We start from the raw sequence: 22,353 nt of genomic DNA on the forward strand, positions 1-22,353 counted from the left end.
GGATACGGGTTCCCGAAGTGGGGCCTATTGGCAACCTCTTGGGCGCGAAGTTTCAAAGTGACCCATGACACAGCACTCGCGACATTCCCGCTTGTTCCCCCCGGAAAGGTGCCCCATTATGGCCGCTTACCTCTGTCCTCCTGCCGTGATTCACGGCGAGCACGCCGTGGAGACCAGTCAGATCGTTGCGGAGGTGCGCAACCGGCATCCGCACGCGGCGTGGGCGCCGCGGATCGACGGCATCGCGGCCAGCACGGGCATCGAGACCCGCGGGTGGATGCTGCCGCTGGAGACCGCCGTCGCGCCCGGTAACGGCGGTGGCCTGGGGGCTGTCGGCCTCGGGTCGGCCCAAGAGGCGTTGGCACACGATGGGTTCACCCAGCAGGACGTGGACCGCGTGATCGCCGCACTTGACGCGATACCCACGCCACAGACTGTCCAGGAGCGCACCGCGCCGGCCTGGGAGGCCGTGCAGTCCTACGGGGAGCGTGCGGCGCGCGGGGCCCTGCAGATCGCCGGGCTGGACGCCGCGGACATCGACTGCCTGATCACCAGTCACTCCACCACCCCGGCGCTGCCGGGTCTGGACATCGCCCTGGCCAACAAGCTTTCGCTCCGCAACGACGTGATGCTGTTGCCGGCCACGCAGTGGGCCTGTATCGCGGGGACCCGCTCCCTGGCACTGGCGGCGGACCTCGTAGCCGCGGACCCCGACCGGGTGGTCCTGGTCGTGATCGCGGAGGCGTTGAGCACGACCTACCAGCCCGCGGACGACACCCTCGAGTCCCTGATCGTCCGGTTGCTGTTCGCGGACACCGCGGTCGCCGCGGTGGTCACGGGTCGCCCGAGGCGCGAGTCGGTGCTGCGGCTGGACGCAGCCTGGCACCACACCCTGCCCGGCACCCAAGACCTGCACCGCCTGGAGACGCGGTCGGACGGCACCCACTTCGTGATGGACCGGCGCGGGCCGCGCGCCGTACAGGAGACGGTCACCGCGATGTGGGAGTGGCTGCGTGTCCGTTACCAGGACCACCCCGACTCCTGGCACCCCGACGTGCTGCTCGCGCACCCTGGCGGGACCCGGGTGCTCGAGTACATGGAGCAGACGATGCCCGACGCGTGGCCGGCGGGGCTGCTGGACTACAGCCGGGACAGCTACACCAGCGGCAACCGCGGAGGCGCCGCCGTGTTCGACATCATGCGGCGGGCGCACGACGCCGGGCAGAAGCCAGGCAGTCGCGCCGTGCTGTACGCGGCGGCACCGGGCCTCACCGCCACCGCCCTGGAAGGGGAGTGGCTGTAGCGCGTGCCCGCGCCACGCGGACCAGTAAACGGGCCGTCCGCATCACCGGTCATGCCACCGGTACCGCTGAGGGCACCGTCCGTACCGTCGGTGGCGTCGGGTGACGGGTACGCCGCCCGTAGCCTCGTCGCCCGCACGCCGGCCGCGCCCTCGCCCCTGAGCCGCGTCACCTCGCGACTTCCGCCCAGACCACCTTGCCGGTGTCCGTCCACCGCACCCCCCACCGGGTGGTGAGCCTGTGCACGATGTGCAGGCCACGACCGCCGTCGTCGAGGAGGCCGCCCCGGCTCAGACGTGGCCTGCCGTTGCCGGTGTCGCCCACCTCGCACAGCAGGCCGTGACCGGCCCTGATCAGCCGTACCGTGATGGGACCGGTGGCGAAGCGCACCGCGTTGGTGACCAGCTCGCTGATCAGCAGCAGGGCGTTGTCCCGGGTGTCGTCCCTGGTACGCCATTGCCGCAGCAGCGCGGAGACCTGCGCGCGGGCACGGGCGGGGGCGTCGTCGCGGGCGGGCAGCCGCCAGGTCGCGGTGTCTCCCTTGCGGTAGCCGATCATGCGCGCGATCAGCAGGGTCACGTCGTCGCGCTGGTGCACGGGTGCCAGCGCGGAGACGACGTGCCGTGCGGCCTGCTGCAGGGCGTCCCAGGGGTGCACCGTGGACACGGCGTCCGCCAGCCTGCTGATGCCCTCGTCGATCGACACGGCCGGATCCTCCACCAGGCCGTCGGTGTAGAGGGCGAGCAGGGAGCCCGGGGGTGCGGCGAACGTGTGCACGTGGAACGGCTCCCGCAGCGCGAACTCGGTGCCCAGGCCGGGATGGGGGTGGACCGCGAGCGGGCCCGCGTGCCCGTCCGGGGACACCAGGACCGGGGGGAGGTGTCCGGCGCTGGACAGCGCCACGTGGTGGCTGACCGGGTCGTAGAGGGCGATGCAGCAGGTCGACCCGAGGGCGCTGTAGCCGGCTGCCAGCCCGGACTCCGCGTCGTCCAGCAGCGCCACGGTCTCGTCCAGGTGCTCCAGCACTTCGTCGGGCGCCAGCCCCGCGGACAGCAGCGCGCGGGCCTCCATGCTCAGCTGGCCCATGGTTGCCGCAGCTCCCAGGCCGTGCCCGACGACGTCACCGACCACCAGTGCGGTACGGCCGTCCGGCAGCGGAAAGCTGTTGACCCAGTCGCCGCCGACGCCCGCGCTGTCGGGGGTGGCGGGCTGGTAGACGCTGGCGATCTCGATGGTGTCGCCGCCGGTCCGGGGCAGCAGCCGGCGTTGCAACGCCAGCACCTGCTTGTGCTCGCGCTGGTGCTGACGGGCCAGGTCGACGTGATGGACGGTCCTGGCCACCAGTTCCTGCAGGTCGAACAGCTCGCTGTCGCGGAAGGGGGAGTCCGCCCGCCGCCAGACCTCCGCCACGCCCAGTACGACAGGCGGCGCGCCGTCCAGGACCAGCGGTATGCATGCCACACCCGCCGACCGGCCACCGGGCACCAGGGCGCGCAGCACTCGCGGACTGCCGAGTACCCGCTCGACCGCCTCCCGGTCGGGTATGACGATGGCCTGCGGGGCATCATCCCGCCGTACCGCTTGTGCCAGCAGGCGACTCGCGTCGCTGGGAAGATCGTCGCCCGGAGTCACGTAGCCCTCGGGCCACGCCCGGTCCGGCACCAGAGCCGCCCGCCGTAGCCGGATGCGCCCCTGCGCCTGCTCGGTGACTCCCTCGCCTGTCCACACGGCGAAGTCGAGGTCGACGGCGGCCACGTCTCCCCAGGCCAGCAGGGACTCCGCCAGCGACTGCGCGGTCTCGCCGATGTCCAGCGAGGTGCCGATCGCGGTCTCGGCGGCGTACAGATGCAGCCTCCTGGCCATGGCGATCACGGAGACGGTCAGGCCCTCCTGAGGCACCGCGGCGGGCAGGATGCTCAGCGAGACCACCAGCTCCGACCCGTCGCCGCGATGCAGGCGCTGTATCCGGGCCACGTGCGCTTCACCGGTTTCCAGGACCTGCCGCAACCGCCGTGAGACCGTCGGTACGTCCCCGGGAGGCAGGAGATCGACGAAAGGGCTTCCGACTACGGCGTCCAGACCCGCGAATACGGGGGCATCCAGATTGCAGCGGCTGATTCTCAGATCCCTGTCCAGGTTGACCACGCCGAGAATCTGATCCTGACGGCTGGCTGCCGCGTTGTCGGATACGCGTCGGCTGGTGGTGCGGTCCCCCTGCGCGTCGGCAGGACCGGCGGCCGCTGCCGCTCCGCCGCTCGGGATATAGCGCCCCAGGGCGCTGCTGACCAGGTCGAACGGCGAAGAAGACGAAGGGGACGGTGTGGAGTGCATGCGGCTCTCTCAGCAATCCCCGGCGCAGCGCCGGGGCCGTACTCGGACCCGTCCGACGGGGCCCCGAGATCCCCGACGGCACACCTCATTGAATAACACCGGGAGTCGCTTCGCCCACATCAGCGGATCACGTGGTGAACGCGGACAGTAAGGCATGCCGCGGTCGGCGAGGCCTTGCACACTTTGGCGGGCGATCGGTGTCATGACGTGCTGATCTACACCGACGCAGCCCCCGCGCCGCAGCACGAAAGCCCAGCCAAGGCGGAACGGTGCGGACGATCACGGCCTCCCCCACCCTCGGCTGAGCCGGCCACGTCGCTCCGGGTGGACCGTAAGGCACGCCAGCGGGCCTGGGCGGGTGCGACGAGCTTGAACACCATCCACTTGGCGACCATGTCCCCCGGGGAACGAGGGATCCGGGGCCTATACCCCCCTGCGTGTTATCGAGGGGGAGTTGCCAACGGGCGGCAGCCGGCTCCGGTTCGCTGGGCTCGGTCCGCTCCGGGCCTGGCGCCGCGACGTACAACTGGAGGGTCCGGTTCGCCGGCAGGCTCTGCTGACGGCGCTGCTGCTGCGGACCGGCACGACCGTCAGCCGACAGCAGCGCAGACGTCTGGGTACTGAGGGAGCAAGCCCCTCCGGCTCCGTGATCGTCACCGGCCGGCGCGGCTACCGGTTCGCCCCGCAGAACGTCTCGACCCGACATGGTGATGGCGGACCGCGCCTGCTCGGGCTGCCTTGCTCATGCCGACCCGTTCAGCGGGTTTTGCGGCGGACTTGCGTAGTGGACTGCGTGATTGCGCGGATGCGGGGCCGTGCCCTGTGCTGCGTACTGTGCACCAGTGAGATTCACGCCCTTCAACGTGCTGCACGGCCCGAGGTTTGGCGTTGAAGGGCGATATCTCTATCGGTTTTCGACCGATTTGCACGTGCCAACAGGCCCGGCCGGAAGATACTTCGGCGGGCCACTCTCCACATCAGGGGGATTCTCATGCGTACGCACACCACGGCCGCCGTTGTTTCCGGTGCCATCGTTGTGTCCGCGCTCGCTCTTCCGGCAGTCGCTCAGGCGGCGGAGCGTCCGGGTGTGTCCGCTGGGTTCGGCGACTTCACCGCGAAGCCCGCTCACCCGAACACCTCGCTGGGCAACATCACCTTCTCGAAGGCCGTCATCAACGGCGGCAAGGACATCGTCCTGGGCGTCGCCACCAAGAAGACCGTCATCGTCACGTACACCGCCACCAGTTCGAGCGGCGTCGCGCTCACGGAAGCCTTTCTCTGGCAGGGCACCGACAGCTCCAGCACGGACACCATCACCGGTTCTCTGGGTACCGGCGACGACCCCGTCTGCGCCGAGTCGACGACCCGGACCGGCGTCTACAGCTGCGAGGCCGTCTTCCACATCAACGCGGCTTCCGATCTGAAGAACAACGGTGTCGCTGGGACCTGGAAGCTGTTCCTCGGCGGCTACGACCTCTACGCGAACGCCAGCTACAACGACGACGTCGCCACCACCAGGATCAAGGAGGCCTCCCAGCTGACCCTCGATGCCACCCCGGAACCGGTGAGGAAGGGTAAGACCATCACCGTCACCGGCAAGCTGAAGCGCGCCAACTGGAACGACGGCACGTACGTGGGTGCCACAGGACAGAAGGTGCTGCTGCAGTACCGGAAGAAGGGCAGCCACACCTACACCACCCTGAAGACGGTCACCAGCGGCGCCGGCGGCGCGCTCAAGACCACCACCAAGGCCACGGCCGACGGCTACTACCGTTTCTCCTTCGCGACCAGCAAGACCACCGCCGCCTCCACGTCGGCCGACGACTACGTCGACGTCAAGTAGCGCCCGGCTCAAGGGGCCGGGGTGGTGAAGGTGCTCGTGCGGGCCGCGGGCCGGGGAGCGGCGTGGGCAGCAGGACCCGGGGATCCTGGCGCCGGTGTGGCACGGCCGACGCGGCACGGTCGAAGGCACCGGCACACACGGCGGGTTGTCGGGCACGCCGGACGGCTCGGGTGAGTCAGCAGCCGAGCGGCTCGTCCGGTCTACCGCCGTTCAGCATGGTGCGGGTGAGGCTCGCACGGTTGGGCACGTCGAGTTTTCGATAGATCCGGGCCAGGTGGCTCTCCACCGTCCGCACGCTGAGAAAGAGAGTGGCGGCGATCTCCTGGTTGGTCAGCCCGGTGCTGACAAGACCGGCGATCTCCCGTTCCCGTCCGGTGAGAACGCCAAGCGCGTCGTCGGCGCCGGCTGAACCGGGGAGCGTGGAAACTCTGCTTCGCCGGTCGCCGACTTCAGCGGCCAGACGCGCCGAGTCGCACTGCTGGGCCAGGTCCCCGGCCCGGCCCAGCAGGCTGTCCATCTCATCGGTTCGCCCTGCGGCCCGGGACACGTCCGCTGCCGCGAGCAGTGTCCGGCAGGTCTCGATGCGTTGACCGCCGGCTGAGAAGTCCGCGATGGCGTCGTGTGCGCACTTGACCGCCCGATCGGTGTCTCCGTTCAACGAGTGGGCCCGCATGCGTGCGCGCAGGGGGAAGCCACGTCGGCCTGTGGAGGGAAGCTGTCCGTAGGAGACCTCTGCCAGTCGCGCCCAGTGTTCGGCCGACACGTGGTCGCCCTCGGCAAGCGCCGCCTGTGCGAGGGTGTCGCACCAACGCGGCTTGCGCCAGGTGGTGAGCCTGGGCAGTTCGGGCCCTCCCGCGGCATCGGTGAGGAGCCACCGGGCGCGTGCCGCGTCGCCGGTGAGCAGCACGAACTCCGCGTGGAAGCAGCGGACACTGACGGCCCAGGCGAAAGGGGAGGTGCTGGCGAGGGCTTCGGCGTGCTCGGCCAGTGCGAGCACCTCCTGAAGATCGCTGGGGCTGTTCAGCCAGAACAGGATCTCGGCCCGCACCATCGCGATGATCGCCTGAGCCGCGGGTCCGCCGAGGCCTTCCACGTGGCGAGCGGTCTCGTCGAGTGTCACCAGCGCACGACGCAGGTTTCCGGAACGGAGTTGGGTGTTCGCGAGCGTGGAGAGTATCTCCCGTTGCATGTACGTCTGTCCGGTGCGCCGGGACAGTGCCGCACCGCGTGCGAGATGGCGTTCTGCGTCGGCCAGCCGCCCGAGCATGCCCTCGGTCATGCCGAGTTGGTGTGTGGCCTCCAGGTTGGCCAGGAGGGTGGCGTCGGAGGCGGCGTCGATGATTTCGGCCGCCCTGGTCGCCGTCGTCTGTGCCGCGGTCTGGTCGGCTGTGAACAGGTGGGCGACGGCGGCCTGCGCCAGGGCCTTGGCTTCACCGGCGCGGTCATGGTGCCTGCGCGCAATCTCCGCGGCCGTTTCGGCATGCTTCCGGGATGCCTGGTAGTCCTGCCGGTCGTAGGCGTAGTCGGCCAGTTCGGTGTGGAGGGCAGCGGCGGTCGCGGTGTCGTTGTCGGCCAGCGCTTCGAGTCCGGAGCGGGCGATGGCGCCGGCTTCGGAGTAGTGGCCGAGCCGTCGTTCGATGCGGCTGGAATCGGCAATCGCGCTCGCGTCGCGGGGCGGTTGGCCGGGAATGGACGAACGCAGTGCATCCAGCAGCGCTCGGCTTTCGGACGGGTCTCCGGTCAGCAGCCGCGTGCGGGCGAACAGGACCTGCGCCTCGTGCCAGTGGGGTTCGCCCTCGTTGATCAGCGACAAGGCGGTCCGCAGGTGGCGGGCTGCCACCTGGGGGGAGGTGTGGAGCGAGTCGCGTGCCGCGGCTATCAAGGTCGTGACGTGCTCCGGTTGGCTCGGGTCGGCGGCGCGTGCGATGTGATGCGCGCGCTGTGTGATGGGAGCCGCCCGCTCGGCCAGTGCCCTCTCGGCACGTTGGTGCAGGACGAAGCGCACGGTGGGTTCGAGCCGGTGGTAGACGACATCCCCCACCGCCCGATGACGCAGCGACAGCTGCGGGGCGGGCTCGACAGGCCGGACCAGGTCCAGGCGGGTGAGTGAATCGAGCGCGCGCATGGTCTCCGGCATCGCCAGGCCCGCCACCGAGGCGAGAAGCTCAGGGTGGAAGCGCTCGCCGATGACCGCTGCGGCCTGGACCGTGGTGAGAGTGGTGCGGTCGAGACCGGCCAGTTCACCGAGGATCGCCATACCCGCGTCGGTGCTCGCCTCACCGTTGGTGGCGAGCACCTTGAGGTACTGGGGGTTGCCCATGGCCTCATGCCAGACCTCGTCGACGTTTTTCACGTCGGGATGGTCACGGAGCAATTCCTCGGCCTCTTCCTGGGACAGCGGGCCGAGGTGCCACACCTCCAGCAGGCCCGCTGATGCCGCGCGGGACAGTACGGAAGCGAGCGCGGGCGAGAGCTGGCGCTGCCGATAGGCCATCAGGCACAACACGGGACCGACAGCGGCCGCCTCAATCAGCCGCTCCGCGTCCGCGATCCGGTCGCTGGGGAGATGGTGCAGGTCGTCCACAGCTGCCAACAGAGCGGGGGAGGGTGCCTGCTGCGCTGCAGGGCGGTTCGAGTCGACCCTGGTCAGCAGGTCCAGGGTGTCCGGAAGCAAGGGCGCGTCCGAGCCCTGAACGTGTTTCGCGAGCACCTGGATGCCGGTCGCCCGGGCATGTGCGGCCACCGTCCACATCAGCGCGCTCTTGCCGATGCCCGGTTCCCCGGCGAGTGCGATCGCCCGTCCTCGACCCGACCGCACATCGGCAAGTGCCGCCACCAGCGTCTCGACTTGAGCCGCCCGGCCGAACAGGCGACGAGCAAGGGCAGGTACCCCATGGGATGCGAGTGCGGCGCCGTCAGGCTCAGAGGATTGCGGACCCTCCGCGTCGACGGTGTCGGAGATCCCGACATTCAACCGGTCAGCCGGCAGCGTCGAACCCGCGGCGGACAAATCGCCGACCTGAACATCGTGAGCCATGCAGCGCACGATAACCGTCTGCTCCGACAAGCAGCTCTTCACTCCTGACATTTCAGAAAGACCGCACCGCGGAAGGCCAACTCCGCGGGGACCGCTTGGATCCGGCGATGAGCAGGCAGCCAGAGAGCCGCCACGACCGCGCCGACGCCTGCCGGCCGGCGGCCGTAAGACGCTAGCGGGACCTGCGCGGGAACCACTGGAACCACAACAGCAGCAGTACCGAGGGCAGGACGGTCGCTTTGAAGACCACGTCGAACACGACCGGGTCGAATCCTGAGCAGGCGTACAGAACGCCCACCCACGCAAGTCCCGCGGCGATCCTCAGCGTCCAGGTCAGGGACTTCTCACGTGTCTGCGGGGTGACCGCGCCCTTGCCCAGCAGCAGGTTCACCAGTGCCGCGGCCAACTCCTGAGGCGGCGGAGGGACCGGCAAGGGGGCCAGAGCCTCACGTCTGCGCACGGCGTACACAACGGTCCCGTACAGCACGGGACGGAGCGTGAGCACGATCAGCGAACTCACCATGAGTACTCCCGGGCAACGCCACTGGGCATCGCCGCGGCTCCTGACTCGGGACCGCAGGTCTGGGCCGAGTGCAACTGCGGGGCCAGGGTCAGGACCACGACGACGGCGACGGTGACGAGCCAGGCCGTGTAGAGAGCCGTCGGCCGTATCCGGCCGTGAGAGATCGCCCACGCGATCCACGCGGAGGCCGAGCCCGCGGCAAGCGCGGCCAGCAGACTCGCGGGCAGCGCATGGCCCGCGAGCGGATGCTCGGGCAGTAGGGCCGTGCAGTAGTCGTTGTCGTTCGTCACGGCGGTTCCCGCTACCAGCAAGGGGACCGCCATCGTCGCTGTCGTCCAGGCCAGGGCGGACAGCAGCCAGTACAGCGCGCCGAACCGGCCCCGCACCGCGCGGGACAACACCCTGCACATCGACAGCACCGGTATCGCCATCGTGCACGCGCCCCGAGACAGAGCGTCGACGCGGTACCGGCCGGCGACCTGTGGGTCATCGGCCCAGTAGAAGATGATGTACGTCCCGCACACCGCGGTAACGATCACGAGCACGGCGAGCGCGTGAGCCGTGACCCGGGCCCTGGGCGCGTGCGGAAAGGAGGCGGGCCACACGACGCCCCGCATGTCGGTGTCCGCCCGTGCGCGGACCGCCTGCCTCCAGTACTCGCCGCTCAGCAGCTTCACCAACCCCTGCCTCCCCCCTTGTGTGCCGGAGCCGGACGGGCATGAACGCCGTGCCGACCGGACTCCCTTCACGACTCGTCGCTCCATGTCAGGAATGGGGCGACCGGGGCGCGGACGCCTGCCACGCGGTGAACAGGGGTAGTCCGCTGCTACCGGCGAAGAGTACGAGGCCGAACGGCCTGTCGAACGCGATGTGCCTGGTCCGCGGTACGCGGACCGAGACGCTCCGAGTGTTCTTCCAGACCTGCGTCACGGCCGCCGCTCGCACACCCTCCTCATCCATCCTGAGTACCGATTCCTGGGTGACCCCGGCGATACGGAGTGGTTCGGGAGACATGCCGGAGAAGTCGGCGCGAGCGGACACGGACAGGGGGGCGCCGAGCGAGGCGAGGTGTCGCTCCGCCTCCAGACGCGTACGCAGGTGGAGCCGCGGGACGGCGATGGTGACCTCGTCCGCGTCGACCGGCCGTCGGTGCTCGTGCGGCGCCCAGGCGGCGGGCAGGACGTCCGCGGGGCCCCGGCCCGGCGCTCCCCGCACGAGACTCACCTGCAGCGGCAGCCGACCGGGCTCCGCATCGCAGAGCAACGCCACCACATCCACCTCGTCCGCGGCGCCACCGGAGGGGGCCTCCACCGTCCAGGCGTACTCGGGCCCGGGCAGCGTCTTGGCCATGGTCGGGACGAGGTGCTCGACGCCCTGAGCGTCGGTGAAGGTCCGGTCGACGGTGTTCTGCTGCTTGAACCGGGATGCCCACTTGCCTTCCACCGTCAGCGCGTTGACGAGCAGGAGCAGGTCGTCCTCGTCCGGACAGTCCGGCAGCTCACGGAAGATTCCGCCGGTCGCCCTTCGTACCCAGGCATTGATCGCCGAGGGGTTGGCGGGGTCCAGGTGACCGAAGCTGATGTCCGGCAGCTCGTCCCGGAAATCCCGGTAGACCGGGATCCGTGACCACACGCCCGTCGCGACGGCCAGCCCTTCCGTTTGCGTCACTCGGGCGGCCACCTCGGTGGCGGCGGAGGCGGCCTCCGGCCCGGCCGCACCGAGCAGCTCATGCAGTTCCTGCGCCGTCTCCGACCGTGCCCCCGCGGCAACGGCCGACAGCGCGAGCCACAGACCGATGGGCGAGCAGGCGAAATCACCGTTCGCCGCCCACACCGGCGCGTCATCGATCACCGACGCCAGCAGGCGCTCCGCGAACGCCCGGACCGCGCCGACATGGTGAGCATGTACGGCTTGAGCCACTCTGCCTCCCACCTCGCACCGCCCGCACAGTGCGGAACGTCCTGACCAGTACAGGCCGTTTCGGTGCAGCGTCGGTAAGCCTGTCGCACCCCGCGTCGCCTCGGCATCGGTGCAATCACGCAGGCCGGTACCTAACCGGGGCGCGGGCTTTCTGCCCAGGCCTCGGTCGACACCCGTCCGTGGCGATCGAGGGGCGGCGTCGTCCATCGTCAGGCGGGTGAGGGTGCCGGGCAGTGGCCCACAGTGTTCTTGGCCCTGCCGGTGCCTGGATTCGATGCGTCACGCTGCATCGAGCCAATCGTGGAGACGCAACTCCTAGCCCCGAGCGGATGAGTTGTCGTACCACTCGACGGTGGCGCCGATGAGGCTGGCGGCGACGGTTCGGGGGAGGTCGAGCGCGCCGAGATGGGCGATCGCGTCGGCCCGGACGATGGAGCAGTCGTCCCAGGTGTGCGCGGCGACCGGGGTTCCCGGCGTTCCCACCGAGCCGACTGGCGGAGGGCACAAGAGTGCTGGTCGGCGCACGGGGTACCCGAGTGCTTGCCGGAGCGTGGACCGGCTGAGACAAGGCTGATCGATTGGGAGGGGCACATCATGGCGACGACGACCGTGCAGACTGCCGAGCAGGTGGGCGTACCGGAGATCGCCGACCCTTCGCACGTCACGCCCAAGGATGCGCGGGAGTTGTCGAAGCTGTTCTTCGAGCAGCTCGCGACGCTGGAAGAGGGCACGTCCGAGCACCAGTACGCGCGCAACACGCTCATCGAGATGAACATGTCGCTGGTCCGCTTCGCCGCCGGCCGGTTCCGCAGCCGGGGTCCGGAGGAGATGGAGGACATGGTCCAGGTAGGCATGATCGGCCTGATCAAGGCCATCGATCGGTTCGAGCTGACCAGGGAGGTGGAGTTCACCACCTTCGCCATTCCCTACATCGTCGGCGAGATCAAGCGGTTCTTCCGCGACACCTCCTGGGCCGTGCACCGACGACCAACGAGCTTTCCGAGCTGATGAGCCTTCCGGAGGACGAGGTCGTCGAGGCCCAACTCGCCTCGAACGGCTACAAGTCGGCCTCCCTGGACGCGGCGCTGGGCGGCAGCGAGGAGGGCGAGTCCGCGCTTGTGGACTTCATCGGTGACGAGGACGCCGCCTTCGGCCTGGTCGAGGACTTCCACGCCCTCGCCCCGATGATCGCCGAACTCGACGAACGTGACCGCAAGATCATCCACTGGCGCTTCGTCGAGGAACTCACCCAGGCCCAGATCGGCGAACGTCTGGGCGTCTCCCAGATGCACATCTCCCGGCTGATCTCCCGTCTCCTGGCACGCCTGCGCGAAGGCATGCTCAGCACCACCTGACGGCCGGTAGCCCGACAGCCGGGCGGGGTCAGCACGTGCGTGTCGAGGCGCCTGTACCTGCCGTCAGCTAGGGGCGGGGCGCCGCAGGTGACGGAGGATCGGTACTTTCCCCAAGAGCGGGCTTCCCCAGCTCTGCGTTGAATTGCGCGCCCACAAGAAGGGCCAGATTGGACAGCCACAGCCAGATCAGGAAGATCACGACACCGGCCAGTGAACCATACAGACGGTGATAGGTGCTGACGTGGGAGGTGTAGGCAGCGAATCCGAGCGAGACGCTCAACAGGAGCACCACCGCCAGCATGCCGCCCGGCGCCATCTTCCGCACGGGGCGGGAGGACGCAGGGCCCGAGCGGTACAGGACCAGCACCAGGGCGACGGCAACCGCGGCCGCGACCGGCCATCGAAGTGCGTCCCAGGCGGCCTGCGGCCCGATCCCCAGATTCAGTGCACGGCCCAGACGCCGGGCCAGGTTGCCGGTGAGGAACAACGCCAGGGTCGACGTCAGAAGCAGGGTGATCAGGACGAGGGCTGTGGCGATGATGCGCGGAGCGGTTCGCCAGACCGGCCGGTGCGCATCGATCCGATGCATGGCGTGCAACGCCCGGCGGAAGACACTCAGATAGCTGGAACCTGACCACAGGGCTGCCGAACCTCCGAGAAAGACCAGCGTCCATGCCGCTGACGACTGTCCGGCCATCTGCCGCAGGGCGCTGCGCAGCAGAGCGCGGGACGCGACCGGGACGGCCTGCGACATGCGGTCGATGACCTCCGGCTTGGCTGTGGGCACGGTGAGACCCAGGATCGAGAGGATTACCAGCAGCAGTGGGAACAGGGCCAGCACGGCGTAATAGGTCAGCGCAGCGGCCCAGTCCGTTACGTCGTCGTCCCAGACGACAACCGGAACGCGGCGCAGCGCCGCCCACCACCGAGCCGTCCGACCATCTCCATTCTCCATGGAGCGGATGCTCTCACCTTCGATGCGGACACCGCTTCCTGCCACCCGCTGCGCTGTGCGACAACGACGGGTCACTTCTTGAAAGCGTCCCTCGCTTACATGTCATTGCGCTTGGTGTCATCTTGGTCGAGCGGATGGTGCCTTAGGGGCTTGTCGATCGCGACGGCACGCTCATCTCACTGGCTCACGGCGCGGTCGAAGAGAATGCCCCGGCGTCTGATGACATGGCACACCGTGAAGGACGAGACGTGGGAACGGCGGCCAAGGGAAAGAAGCGGGTGTGGGGACGGTCCGGGTCTGGCTCTGTGCGCTGCTGGTGAAGGCAGGGTGGGGGAGTTGTCGTATCTGGTCCACGCGCGTAGCGGATCCTGTCGAGGCTGAGGTTGCCTCGTGTGTGCATCTCCAACCCCCCACGCCCTATGGAGACTTCATGCACCCCGCCGATTTCGGCCTGCCTGCCACTGCCTTGCCCCTGAGCGGAACGGGTGCCGCTGCAGGCCCTGACTGAGCCTCCCGCACCGCCCTCTGGCGTCCGGTGCCGATGGTATGTCGGAGTCCTCGAACAATTCGAAGTCGGAGAACGCGTCGGCTGATCGGAAGCCCGGCGGCCCCGTCTTCTGGTGCGCGTACGCCATGCGTGACGCGCTCATCAAGCGTGTCCGGAGGCTGAGGCCCGCCGACCAGGAAGAGCCGGCCCGCGCGGATGCAGCGTCCGCGAGGGCTGCAGTCGGCATGCCGTGAGCCAGCCTCGGACCTCGTTCGGGGATTGGCGCTTTGTCGTCGACGTCATCTTGATGGTGATGGCATGTCCATGCCATCCATGCCACCCTCTCTCCAACCGCCGCACGAGCACGACAACATCCACAACCGTCCCGGTCGGCCCCATACCGGCCGGACGTTCCCCCCACAAAAGGAGCTTGTGTGACCTCCCGCGACACACGCCACCGGCGCACCGCTTTGGCCGCGGCCACAGCCGTCGCCGCCACCACGGCACTTCTGAGCACCGCGCTCACCACCACTGCCACCGCCCGGCCCACCGCCGGTCCCGCCCGCCTCGCCGCAGCTCCGGTCACGCTGTCGGCGGCCGCCCGTACGGGGCTGATCCGGCAGGCGCAGGCCGACGCGGCCCGGACCGCGCAGCACATAGGTCTCGGCGCCAAGGAGAAGCTGGTCGTCAAGGACGTCGTTAAGGATGCGGACGGCACCGTCCACACCCGCTACGAGCGCACGTATGCGGGCCTGCCGGTGCTCGGCGGCGACCTGGTCGTCCACACCACCAACTCCGGCAGGACCGAGGGCGTCTCCACTGCCACGAAGGCGAAGCTGAAGCTTGCCTCGCTCACGCCGCGGATCGCCGCCGCCAAGGCCGAGAAGCAGGCCCTGGGCCTGGCCAAGGCGGCGGGGTCGGCGAAGACCGCCGCGGACCAGACTCCGCGCAAGGTCGTATGGGCGGTGAGCGGCAAGCCCGTTCTCGCCTACGAGACGGTCGTCGGCGGCCTGCAGGACGACGGCACCCCGAACCAGTTGCACGTCGTCACCGACGCCGCCACCGGCAAGAAGCTCTTCCAGTACCAGGGCATAGAGACCGGCGTCGGCAACACCCACTACAGCGGCAAGGTGGACCTGTCGACGACGCAGTCAGGCTCGTCCTACACCCTCACCGACGCCTCGCGCGGTGGTCACAAGACCAACAACCTCGACCACGGAACCTCTGGCAACGGCACGCTGTTCTCCCAGTCCAGCGACACCTGGGGCGACGGAACGGTGTCGAACGCGGCGACCGCCGCCGCGGACGCCGCTTATGGGGCCCAGGAGACCTGGGACTTCTACAAGAAGGCCTTCGGCCGCAGCGGCATCAAGAACGACGGCGTGGGTGCGTACTCCCGTGTGCACTACGGCAAGTCGTACGTGAACGCGTTCTGGGACGACAGCTGCTTCTGCATGACCTACGGCGACGGTGAGGGCGACAAGGACCCGCTCACCGCGCTCGACGTGGCCGGGCACGAGATGAGCCACGGTGTCACGTCCAACACCGCCGGGCTGGAGTACACCGGTGAGTCCGGCGGTCTGAACGAGGCGACCAGCGACATCATGGGGACCGGCGTGGAGTTCTACGCCGACAACTCGTCCGACCCGGGTGACTACCTCATCGGCGAGAAGATCAACATCAACGGCGACGGCAAGCCGCTGCGCTACATGGACAAGCCCAGCAAGGACGGCGGCTCCGCCGACTACTGGTCCTCCAGCGTGGGCGGCCTGGACGTGCACTACTCGTCCGGCGTCGCCAACCACTTCTTCTACCTGCTGTCCGAAGGCAGCGGCGCGAAGACGATCAACGGCGTGAGCTACGACTCGCCCACCCAGGACGGCTCCAAGGTCACCGGCATCGGCCGGGACAAGGCGCTGCAGATCTGGTACAAGGCGCTGACCGCGTACTTCACCTCGACGACCGACTACAAGGGCGCCCGCGCCGGCACCCTCAAGGCGGCATCCGACCTCTACGGTGCCTCGAGCACCGAGTACAAGACGGTCGAGGCAGCCTGGTCCGCAGTCAACGTGAGCTGATCCCCACAGGCCAGGGGCGGCAGCCGGGACCCCCCGGTGCCGCCCCTGGCCCTCGACTTCACTGCCGGTGCCGCACCCGGTGGCCTGCTGGGGGTGTGTGCCCCCAGGCGCGGTCAGCCGCCTGGGGCGGCTCAGGGGTGCGGGGCCACGCCCTCGTCGACGGGCAGGGCAACGGGCTCCTCCACCGGCTGTGCGACTGCCTTGGCGGAGGCCGCGTCGGCACCGTGCGCTCCACGCGTCCCACGCGCGGCCGACGCCGGACTCACGCGGCGCAGAGCCAGATGCAGCACCGGTATCAGCACGCAGGTGACCGCGGCGGACTGCCACAGAAGCGCGTCGAGCCGGCCCGCCGCCAGGTACGCGCCCGCGGCCACTGCCGCCACCGCACACACGCCGCGGTCCACGATGCTCTCCACCGAAAGCAGCGTGGCACGCGGGGCCCCCTTCGGGATGGCGTCGTTGATGAGCTTGCGCTGCACCGGATAGCCGAACCCGGTGATCGCAGCGAACGCACACAGCAGCCCGGCCACGGCCCACGGGCCGCCGACAGTCGTGCCGGCGAGTGCGGCGGCGAGCGCGACGCTCAGCAGGGACACCCAGGCCGCGGGCGACAGCCGCCGGCTCAGCCACTGGGGCCGGGCGGAGGTCACCGCCTCGGCTACCGTCATCGCCGCGAGGACACTGCCGTGGCTGCTCTCTGCGATGCCGTGCTCGAGCAACACCGGCTGGAACAGATTGACCTGGCAGATCCGCGACAGCGTGAAGACCGCCACGCCCTGCACCATGAGCAGGGCCAGCCACGGTGACGACCGAAGGGTGCGCAGGGCGGCGCCGGTGTCCCGCAGCAGAGCTCCCCTCCGCCGCCCACGAGTGCTCGCCCCCGCGCCCGTGGCGCCGGCGGCGATCCGGGGCAGGGCGAGGGCGCAGCCGAGAGAGCCCGCCGCGCTCGCCGCGCTGAGCACGTACGGCGACTGGTGGGCCACAGACATCAGCGGTCCGACGAGCGGCCAGCAGACGACCTTGGCGGCGAGCCCGAGGGCACGCGCCGTTCCCTCCGCCCTGAGGTAGTGGGCGTCCGCTCCCTCGGCGCGCAAGCCGTCGTACAGGCAGGCGCTCGCCGCGCCCGAGGTCAGGGAGCGCCCGGCGGCGATCGCTAGGAAGTGCACGAGGAAGCCCGGGTACGAGGGCGCCAGCACCGGCACCATGTTCGCCGCCGTCATGACCACCGCGCCCGCGCGCAGGCAGTTGCGGGCACCGGCGCGGTCGGCGACGACTCCCGTGGGTATCTCGAACAGGCAGAAGGCGACGTAGTAGATGCTCTGGATGCCGAAGATCTGGCCGTCCGACAGACCCGCGGCACGCTGGTAGGCGTAGAACACGGGCATCCACCACAACAGGTTGAACAACAGCTGGAACCCGTTGTTGAGGCGGATGATGCGGCGGGCGGCCGTGCTCATGGCCGGATCCGCGGAGCGGCGCCACACAGAAGTCATGGAGCGCCTCACCGGGCGTACGGGCGGACCTGGACCAAATGGAACGCCCCCTCGGTGGTCATGAGCCACTCGATGTCCAGCGCGTCGTCGGGGTCGGCCGCGCTGAAGTGGGACTGCAGCAGACGCCCCACCAAGGCCAGTTCGCCCAGTGACGTGCGGGTGTCCGACGGGAAGTCCTCCCCCGACGAGCCGACGTCCACGGTGCGCCCGCCGCCCTCGACCGTGTTGTACAAGTACTGGTGGGGCAGGACCGTGCCGTCGACCACCCGCTCCGGCGAACCGGCCGTGCAGTTCACGTACACGTTGCGGAAGTCCTCACGCCGGGTCGGATTGCAGGTCACCAGCACACCCCCGAGAGCGGCGGGCACGTACTGCTGGATGATCACTCCCATGTAGGTGTCGTCCAGCACGATGCCGGCCTCGTGCCGCAGACGTACGCTCCGTGGCGACAGCAACGACGTCCACACCTGCCGCACCGCGTCCAGCAACTGCTCCTCACCGCGCACGGTGGTCACCGAGTCGTAGATCCCGGCGGCCGAGAAACCGGGCAGGTCCTCGGCGTTGGAGGACGAGCGCACCACGAGACGACGTCCGTCGGCCGGCAGACCCGGCACCGCGCCCGTGACGGCCCGTGCCACCTCGCCGGGGATCGGCGTGCTGTGCATCAGGCGCTGCAGGTCCAGACAGAGGGAGTCGATCACGTCGAGCGCTTCGAGTTCGAGCGCCATCTTCAGCTTGCCGATGCCCTGCTGCAGAGCGGCCGACGAGGTCAGGAAGAGATGGTGCAGGCGGAACGGGAGCGCCACCCCCTCGGGTGCCCGGACGGTGGCCGCCACGCGTTCGGCCGCCGCGGCCTGCAGCCGTTCCACGGGCGCTTCCGGCTCGCCGAGCCGTAGGGCCAGGTGGGTGAGCAGATCGGGCCGCGGCGGGCGCTGGCGTGCGTAGAACGCGGTCAGGTCCGCCGTACGGCTGTCCAGGACATGGTGCAGTTCGCCGAGGTTGGCGGCCTTGGTGCCGTAGCTGTCGCGGTCGGCGCGCCGCAGCCGGTGCAGAGCCATGATCGGCGCCTCGGCCAGCAGGGGTGCGTCGATGCGGATGCGCTGCTGGTGCCAGACCGGCCTCTCCAGGACCGGGGCGTCGGACAGCCGCTCCAGGGTGATGGCGTCCTCGGACACCCGGTAGCGGACCCATGCGCCGTCCAGTCCGTCCCGCCGCACCAGAGCGTCCAGGTCGCGGACGATGGCGTTCGGGATGCCCCAGCCCGACGCCAGGACGTTGGTGTGCGAAAGCGGCGTCGTGGGCTCCGTGTTGACGAACCCCGCCACCCGGGGCACGTCATCGGGCAGGCAGGCCATCGCGACGATGTCCGCCCAGCCGAGCTGTGGGGCGGCGCTGCGGTACTCCGCCAGATGGCGAAACCAGCGCAGTCGGCCTTCGGCCACGCCCGGGTTGAGGCAGGTCCGGGTCCGGTTGCCGAACAGCTCCTGGCTGAGGATGCGCGGCACGCGTGCCTCACTGACCGAGGCGAGTTCGTGCTCCTGCCCGTGGTTCGCCGGTTTCAGCAGCAGGGGAAGCCGCCCGTCCACCCTTGCGCGAACGTAGTGGTAGAACTCCTCCAGCAGAGCGGCGTGCATGGTGTCCGCCTCGGTCGTCTCCAGGACCAGGAAGGGCCGCTCGGAGCCCTCGGCGTCCTCGTCGCTGTGCAGGGACAGCACCCCGAGCAGGAAGCGGCGGTCAGGCGCCATGTACACGGATGCGTTGAACGCGTCCAGAGCGGTGTCGAGTTCGTCCGTCCTCATGCCGAGGATGCGCGTGGCGATGTAGTCGACGTGGAAGGGGTGCACCCGGGTGTCGAGCAGGTGCCAGGTGTCCTCGGACCTGTCCACCACGATCTTCAGGTACGGGTGTCCGGCGAGCACGCCGGACAGCGCGCGGAACAACGGCAGCGAGAGGTTGGCGCCGACGACGGTACGATCGCCCGCCGTGTCGGGGAGGTTGGCCTGGTGCGGTGCGCGGGTCATGGCCGGGCCCCCTCGGTGGCGTCCGTGGGCAGGATGCGCGGCAGCGCGTCGACCAGGGCGGTGAAGTCGCTGACGACGGACTGCGGCCGGTCCGCCGACAACAGGCACAGGCCCGCCATGGTGTTGGCCCCGGCGGCAGGCTCGTAGACCGGCACGGGGGCCCCGTCCGGCAGAGAGCTCTCGCGGACGACGGACAGCGTGCTGCCGGCGCTGACCGGCGCCGAACGGACGACCGCCGAGGCGTCCCATCGATGGCGGCGGGGCCAAGGGGTGCCGTCGCCCTGCACGGCGAGGACCACCAGCGATCCGGCCGCGCCCGTGGCATCCTCGGGTGTCAACGCCCGTGCGGGCCAGGCGGGTGAGCCGCCGAGCAGTTGGTCGGTGAACATACCGACCAGATCCAGGCCGAAGACCTCCTCGATCTGCGGCACCGTCATCGCCCCGCCGAACCGCGCGGCCGTCTCGATGACCCACATACGGCCTTCCCTGCCCAGCTTGATCTCCGTGTGGGTGCCGCAGTTCTCCAGCCCCAGGGCATCCACGGCCTGCCGGGCGAGGTCCACGATGGTGTGCTGGGCCTCGCTTCCGACGGCGGCCGGGGTGATACCGGCGCGCTCGGTGAAGGGCGCCACCGTCGGCATCCGCCCGCTCAGGCAGACGGGACGGAATTCTCCGTCGACGACCACGCCCTCGACGCTGACGTAGTCACCCCAACCGGGGCCGTCGAACCACTCCTCGGCACACCCTCTGACGATCTCCTCGACGATGAAGTCCTCCGAGGCGCCGGGAACGTGCAGTTCCGCGAATCCGAGCAGTGCGGACTCGGCCATCACCGCGCGCGACCGCTGCCAGGCGGCCGGCGCGTCCGCGGGCCGCTCGATGATCTGGTGTGCGGTCGAGCCGGCGCTCCAGGCCGCCTTTAAAAGAAGTGGACATGACAACTCGATGGTCGCGCGCTCCAGTTCGGCCGCACTGGTGACGGCGCGGAACCGCGGCTGCGGTATGCCGCGGCGCTTCCACGCGGCGCGCATCAGGCGTTTGTCGCGTGCGAGGGCGGCGGCGGGACCGGCACCCCTCAGCCCGAGCCGCCGGGACGCCTCGGCGACCGCCACCACCGCGTACTCCGAGAAGGTGAGAACAGCGTCCGCCCCCACCTCGCGGGCTCGGGCGGTGATGAGCTCGACCAGGTCGCCACCGCGGGCGTCGAGGGGTGTGACGACCGACGCGCACAGCCTCGCAGCGTCAGAGGCCACGGAGGAGGGCAGTTCGCTGAGCGCCAGTAGGTGCACCGCGGACCTCGCGGCCACCCGCGTCAGGGCATGGCCCACCGGAGGGCCGCCCTTGGCATGCACGTACAGCACCTTGTTCACGGAACTCCAACTCCTTTGATGTCGTGGGGCGGCCACTGGGCCGCCCGCGCCGTCTCCTTCAAGCGAACCAGCACCTGCCCGCGTCCGAGGTGCCGAGATTCCCGAAGCACTCAGGCAAATGCCTTACTGCTGCCGCCGATCCGCGCCAGGTGACGGTGTGGTCATGCGCTAGCGCCGCCGATGAGCCGCCGACGCACAGCACGGAGCGTCCGCCCCGCTCGCATGCCCCCTCCCCTACGGGATACGCATGAGGTGTCACCCAAAGTGATGTGGTGCAGGATTGAAGGAGTTGGACGTGGACGAAGCTGATTTCAAGGCGTTACTCGCGCCTCTTGCGGTGTCCTGGTGGGAAGCCGACAGCGGCCTGGGCGTGGTCGACAGCGGGGGCGCCGCGTTCGACGACCGGCGCGCCACCCGCCGATTCCTCGAGGCCCTCCACGCGGACGGCGGCGGCCCGTCCAGCGCGTCCGGCTGCGGCCCGTACCGTGCGTGTTTCGAGGGCAGAACCTTCCACGTCCACTGGCCGGAACTCGGCGGCGCGCCGGGACGGCACGGCAGCAGGGGAGTGGCGATCGAAGTGGTCGACCGGCCGGGCGACGACCCGTACGCCACGTTCGCCGATCTCGCTCCGGCCGCGGCATTCGTGCGCGATGCCACGGGCCGCTACCTGTGGGCCAACCATGCCTACGCCCACCTGTACGGCACCACGCGCGACGCCGTCATCGGCCGTCACCTCGCCGACGTCGACGAAGCCGGTGACATCACCCGGTTCCTCGCCCTCGACCAGGAGGTCCTGATGCGCGGCCGGCCGGTACGGCACACCCTCACCTACCGGCGCGTCGACGGTTGCTCGGGCCGTGCGGCGGGCTACCGCTTCCCCGTCCGCTGGGGCGCGGCCCGCTGTGTCGCGGGCATCTACGTCGACGTCACCGACTACGCCCAGGTGCTGGACCAACGACACCAGGCCGAGGCCGACTTACAGGCCCTGCGCGACCACAGCGGACTGCTCTGCGTCCGCCTGACCCCGGACGGCCGGGTCAGCGAGGCCGGCACCGTTGTCGCCGATGTCCTGCGCATCCGGCTCTCCGACCTGATAGGCCTGCCGGCCGACACCTTGCTCGCCAGGACACCCGAACGGAGCGCCCTGCACCGGATCTGGGACGACCTGATCAGTGGCCGGCGCCGAAGCGCCCGCACCTGTGCCGTACTCGTCGACCGGGACGGCCGGCGGCGCCGGGCCCGAATCCATCTGAGCACCGTGTGCGGTACCACCCCCGGTGTGTCCGGCGTATGGGCCGTCGGCACTCACCTCGGCCTGCCACATCAGGCCCGACCGGACCTGACGGCCGCCCAGGTCCGCATACTCGCCCTGCTGGCGGCCGGGCACAGCAACGCGGACATCGCAGGGACGCTGCGCCTGTCCCGGCAGACACTGGACTACCACCTGAGCCGCCTGCGCGCCCTGCTCGACGCCGCCACCCGGCCGGCGCTGGTCGCCCGAGCCTACGTGCTCGGCATCCTCTCATCACAGACATGGCCGCCCCGGTCCTCGACGGCGGCGCACCCCGCAAGCCCGGTCTGAACGCTCCGCTCCCGTCCAGGCACCGTCGGAAGAAGGGGCTCGCACCGTTGACGCCGG

General features: G+C 69.8%; 13 protein-coding genes and 2 pseudogenes. 5 read left to right on the forward strand and 10 right to left on the reverse strand.

Going from position 1 to position 22,353, the window contains the following annotated elements:
- The first annotated feature begins 118 nt into the window (after positions 1 to 118).
- Entirely contained in the window at positions 119 to 1,303 is a 1,185-nt protein-coding gene (locus BEK98_RS41030; RefSeq protein ID WP_094221884.1) for a beta-ketoacyl-[acyl-carrier-protein] synthase family protein, read from the forward strand.
- Between the two features lie 166 nt (positions 1,304 to 1,469).
- On the opposite strand, the gene BEK98_RS41035 is transcribed toward BEK98_RS41030, so the two are convergent.
- Entirely contained in the window at positions 1,470 to 3,632 is a 2,163-nt protein-coding gene (locus BEK98_RS41035) for an ATP-binding SpoIIE family protein phosphatase (RefSeq protein ID WP_094221885.1), read from the reverse strand.
- 991 nt (positions 3,633 to 4,623) lie between these two features.
- Between BEK98_RS41035 and BEK98_RS41040 the strand changes: the two genes are divergently transcribed.
- A complete protein-coding gene (locus BEK98_RS41040) occupies positions 4,624 to 5,475 on the forward strand; it encodes a hypothetical protein (protein ID WP_094221886.1) in 852 nt (283 codons plus the stop codon).
- 175 nt (positions 5,476 to 5,650) lie between these two features.
- Here BEK98_RS41040 and BEK98_RS41045 read toward each other — a convergent pair whose 3' ends face one another.
- The 5 genes and pseudogenes from BEK98_RS41045 to BEK98_RS48270 form a co-directional block, all read right to left on the reverse strand.
- Complete coding sequence (locus BEK98_RS41045; protein ID WP_167444377.1) at positions 5,651 to 8,542, reverse strand: helix-turn-helix transcriptional regulator; 2,892 nt, start codon at positions 8,540 to 8,542, stop codon at positions 5,651 to 5,653.
- 142 nt (positions 8,543 to 8,684) lie between these two features.
- Positions 8,685 to 9,035 carry a hypothetical protein gene (locus BEK98_RS41050; RefSeq protein ID WP_094221888.1) on the reverse strand — a complete coding sequence of 117 codons (351 nt, stop codon included), beginning with the start codon at positions 9,033 to 9,035 and terminating at the stop codon, positions 8,685 to 8,687.
- On the reverse strand, positions 9,029 to 9,712 hold the full coding sequence (locus BEK98_RS50425) for a hypothetical protein (RefSeq protein WP_094221889.1): 684 nt from the start codon (positions 9,710 to 9,712) through the stop codon (positions 9,029 to 9,031). Before BEK98_RS50425 ends, BEK98_RS41050 begins: the two co-directional genes overlap by 7 nt.
- Positions 9,713 to 9,800: 88 nt before the next feature.
- Positions 9,801 to 10,955 (reverse strand): serpin family protein, encoded by a 1,155-nt coding sequence (locus BEK98_RS41060; RefSeq protein ID WP_244202197.1) that lies wholly within the window; start codon positions 10,953 to 10,955, stop codon positions 9,801 to 9,803.
- A 378-nt stretch (positions 10,956 to 11,333) separates the two neighbouring features.
- Positions 11,334 to 11,435 (reverse strand): annotated as a pseudogene (locus tag BEK98_RS48270) (DNA starvation/stationary phase protection protein); the annotation flags it as partial.
- A gap of 114 nt (positions 11,436 to 11,549) precedes the next feature.
- On the opposite strand from BEK98_RS48270, the pseudogene BEK98_RS41065 reads away from it, so the two are divergent.
- Positions 11,550 to 12,310: pseudogene (locus tag BEK98_RS41065) on the forward strand (sigma-70 family RNA polymerase sigma factor).
- Positions 12,311 to 12,377: 67 nt separating this feature from the next.
- On the opposite strand, the gene BEK98_RS41070 reads toward BEK98_RS41065, so the two are convergent.
- Complete coding sequence (locus tag BEK98_RS41070) at positions 12,378 to 13,265, reverse strand: YihY/virulence factor BrkB family protein (RefSeq protein ID WP_094221891.1); 888 nt, start codon at positions 13,263 to 13,265, stop codon at positions 12,378 to 12,380.
- A 921-nt stretch (positions 13,266 to 14,186) separates the two neighbouring features.
- Here BEK98_RS41070 and BEK98_RS41075 point away from each other — a divergent pair.
- Positions 14,187 to 15,830: a M4 family metallopeptidase gene (locus tag BEK98_RS41075; protein WP_094221892.1), complete on the forward strand. Its 1,644-nt coding sequence runs from the start codon at positions 14,187 to 14,189 to the stop codon at positions 15,828 to 15,830.
- Between the two features lie 131 nt (positions 15,831 to 15,961).
- Here the strand turns inward: BEK98_RS41075 and BEK98_RS41080 are convergent, their stop codons facing one another.
- The 3 genes from BEK98_RS41080 to BEK98_RS41090 are packed head-to-tail and all read right to left on the reverse strand — an operon-like array spanning position 15,962 to position 20,714.
- Positions 15,962 to 17,323, reverse strand: coding sequence for an MFS transporter (locus BEK98_RS41080; RefSeq protein WP_094221893.1), 1,362 nt, complete (start codon positions 17,321 to 17,323; stop codon positions 15,962 to 15,964).
- A gap of 8 nt (positions 17,324 to 17,331) precedes the next feature.
- The gene (locus BEK98_RS41085; RefSeq protein ID WP_094221894.1) at positions 17,332 to 19,344 is read right to left on the reverse strand and encodes a PEP/pyruvate-binding domain-containing protein; all 2,013 of its coding nucleotides are present in this window, start codon (positions 19,342 to 19,344) and stop codon (positions 17,332 to 17,334) included.
- Complete coding sequence (locus tag BEK98_RS41090) at positions 19,341 to 20,714, reverse strand: ATP-grasp domain-containing protein (RefSeq protein ID WP_094221895.1); 1,374 nt, start codon at positions 20,712 to 20,714, stop codon at positions 19,341 to 19,343. Before BEK98_RS41090 ends, BEK98_RS41085 begins: the two co-directional genes overlap by 4 nt.
- Positions 20,715 to 21,009: 295 nt before the next feature.
- On the opposite strand from BEK98_RS41090, the gene BEK98_RS41095 reads away from it, so the two are divergent.
- Positions 21,010 to 22,296, forward strand: a complete 1,287-nt coding sequence (locus BEK98_RS41095) for a LuxR family transcriptional regulator (protein WP_094221896.1) — start codon at positions 21,010 to 21,012, stop codon at positions 22,294 to 22,296.
- The last annotated feature ends 57 nt before the right edge of the window (positions 22,297 to 22,353 follow it).

Origin of the sequence: Streptomyces diastatochromogenes (genome assembly GCF_002242805.1) — a bacterium.
Taxonomy (GTDB): Bacteria; Actinomycetota; Actinomycetes; order Streptomycetales; family Streptomycetaceae; genus Streptomyces; species Streptomyces diastatochromogenes.

Bases quoted from the DNA above. Each gene is read 5' to 3' on its own strand.
- BEK98_RS41040 (WP_094221886.1), top strand. From the start codon at position 4,624: ATGCGTACGCACACCACGGCCGCCGTTGTTTCCGGTGCCATCGTTGTG.
- BEK98_RS41085 (WP_094221894.1), bottom strand. From the start codon at position 19,344: ATGACCCGCGCACCGCACCAGGCCAACCTCCCCGACACGGCGGGCGAT.
- BEK98_RS41030 (WP_094221884.1), top strand. From the start codon at position 119: ATGGCCGCTTACCTCTGTCCTCCTGCCGTGATTCACGGCGAGCACGCC.
- BEK98_RS41050 (WP_094221888.1), bottom strand. From the start codon at position 9,035: ATGGTGAGTTCGCTGATCGTGCTCACGCTCCGTCCCGTGCTGTACGGG.
- BEK98_RS41080 (WP_094221893.1), bottom strand. From the start codon at position 17,323: ATGACTTCTGTGTGGCGCCGCTCCGCGGATCCGGCCATGAGCACGGCC.
- BEK98_RS41035 (WP_094221885.1), bottom strand. From the start codon at position 3,632: ATGCACTCCACACCGTCCCCTTCGTCTTCTTCGCCGTTCGACCTGGTC.
- BEK98_RS41070 (WP_094221891.1), bottom strand. From the start codon at position 13,265: ATGGAGAATGGAGATGGTCGGACGGCTCGGTGGTGGGCGGCGCTGCGC.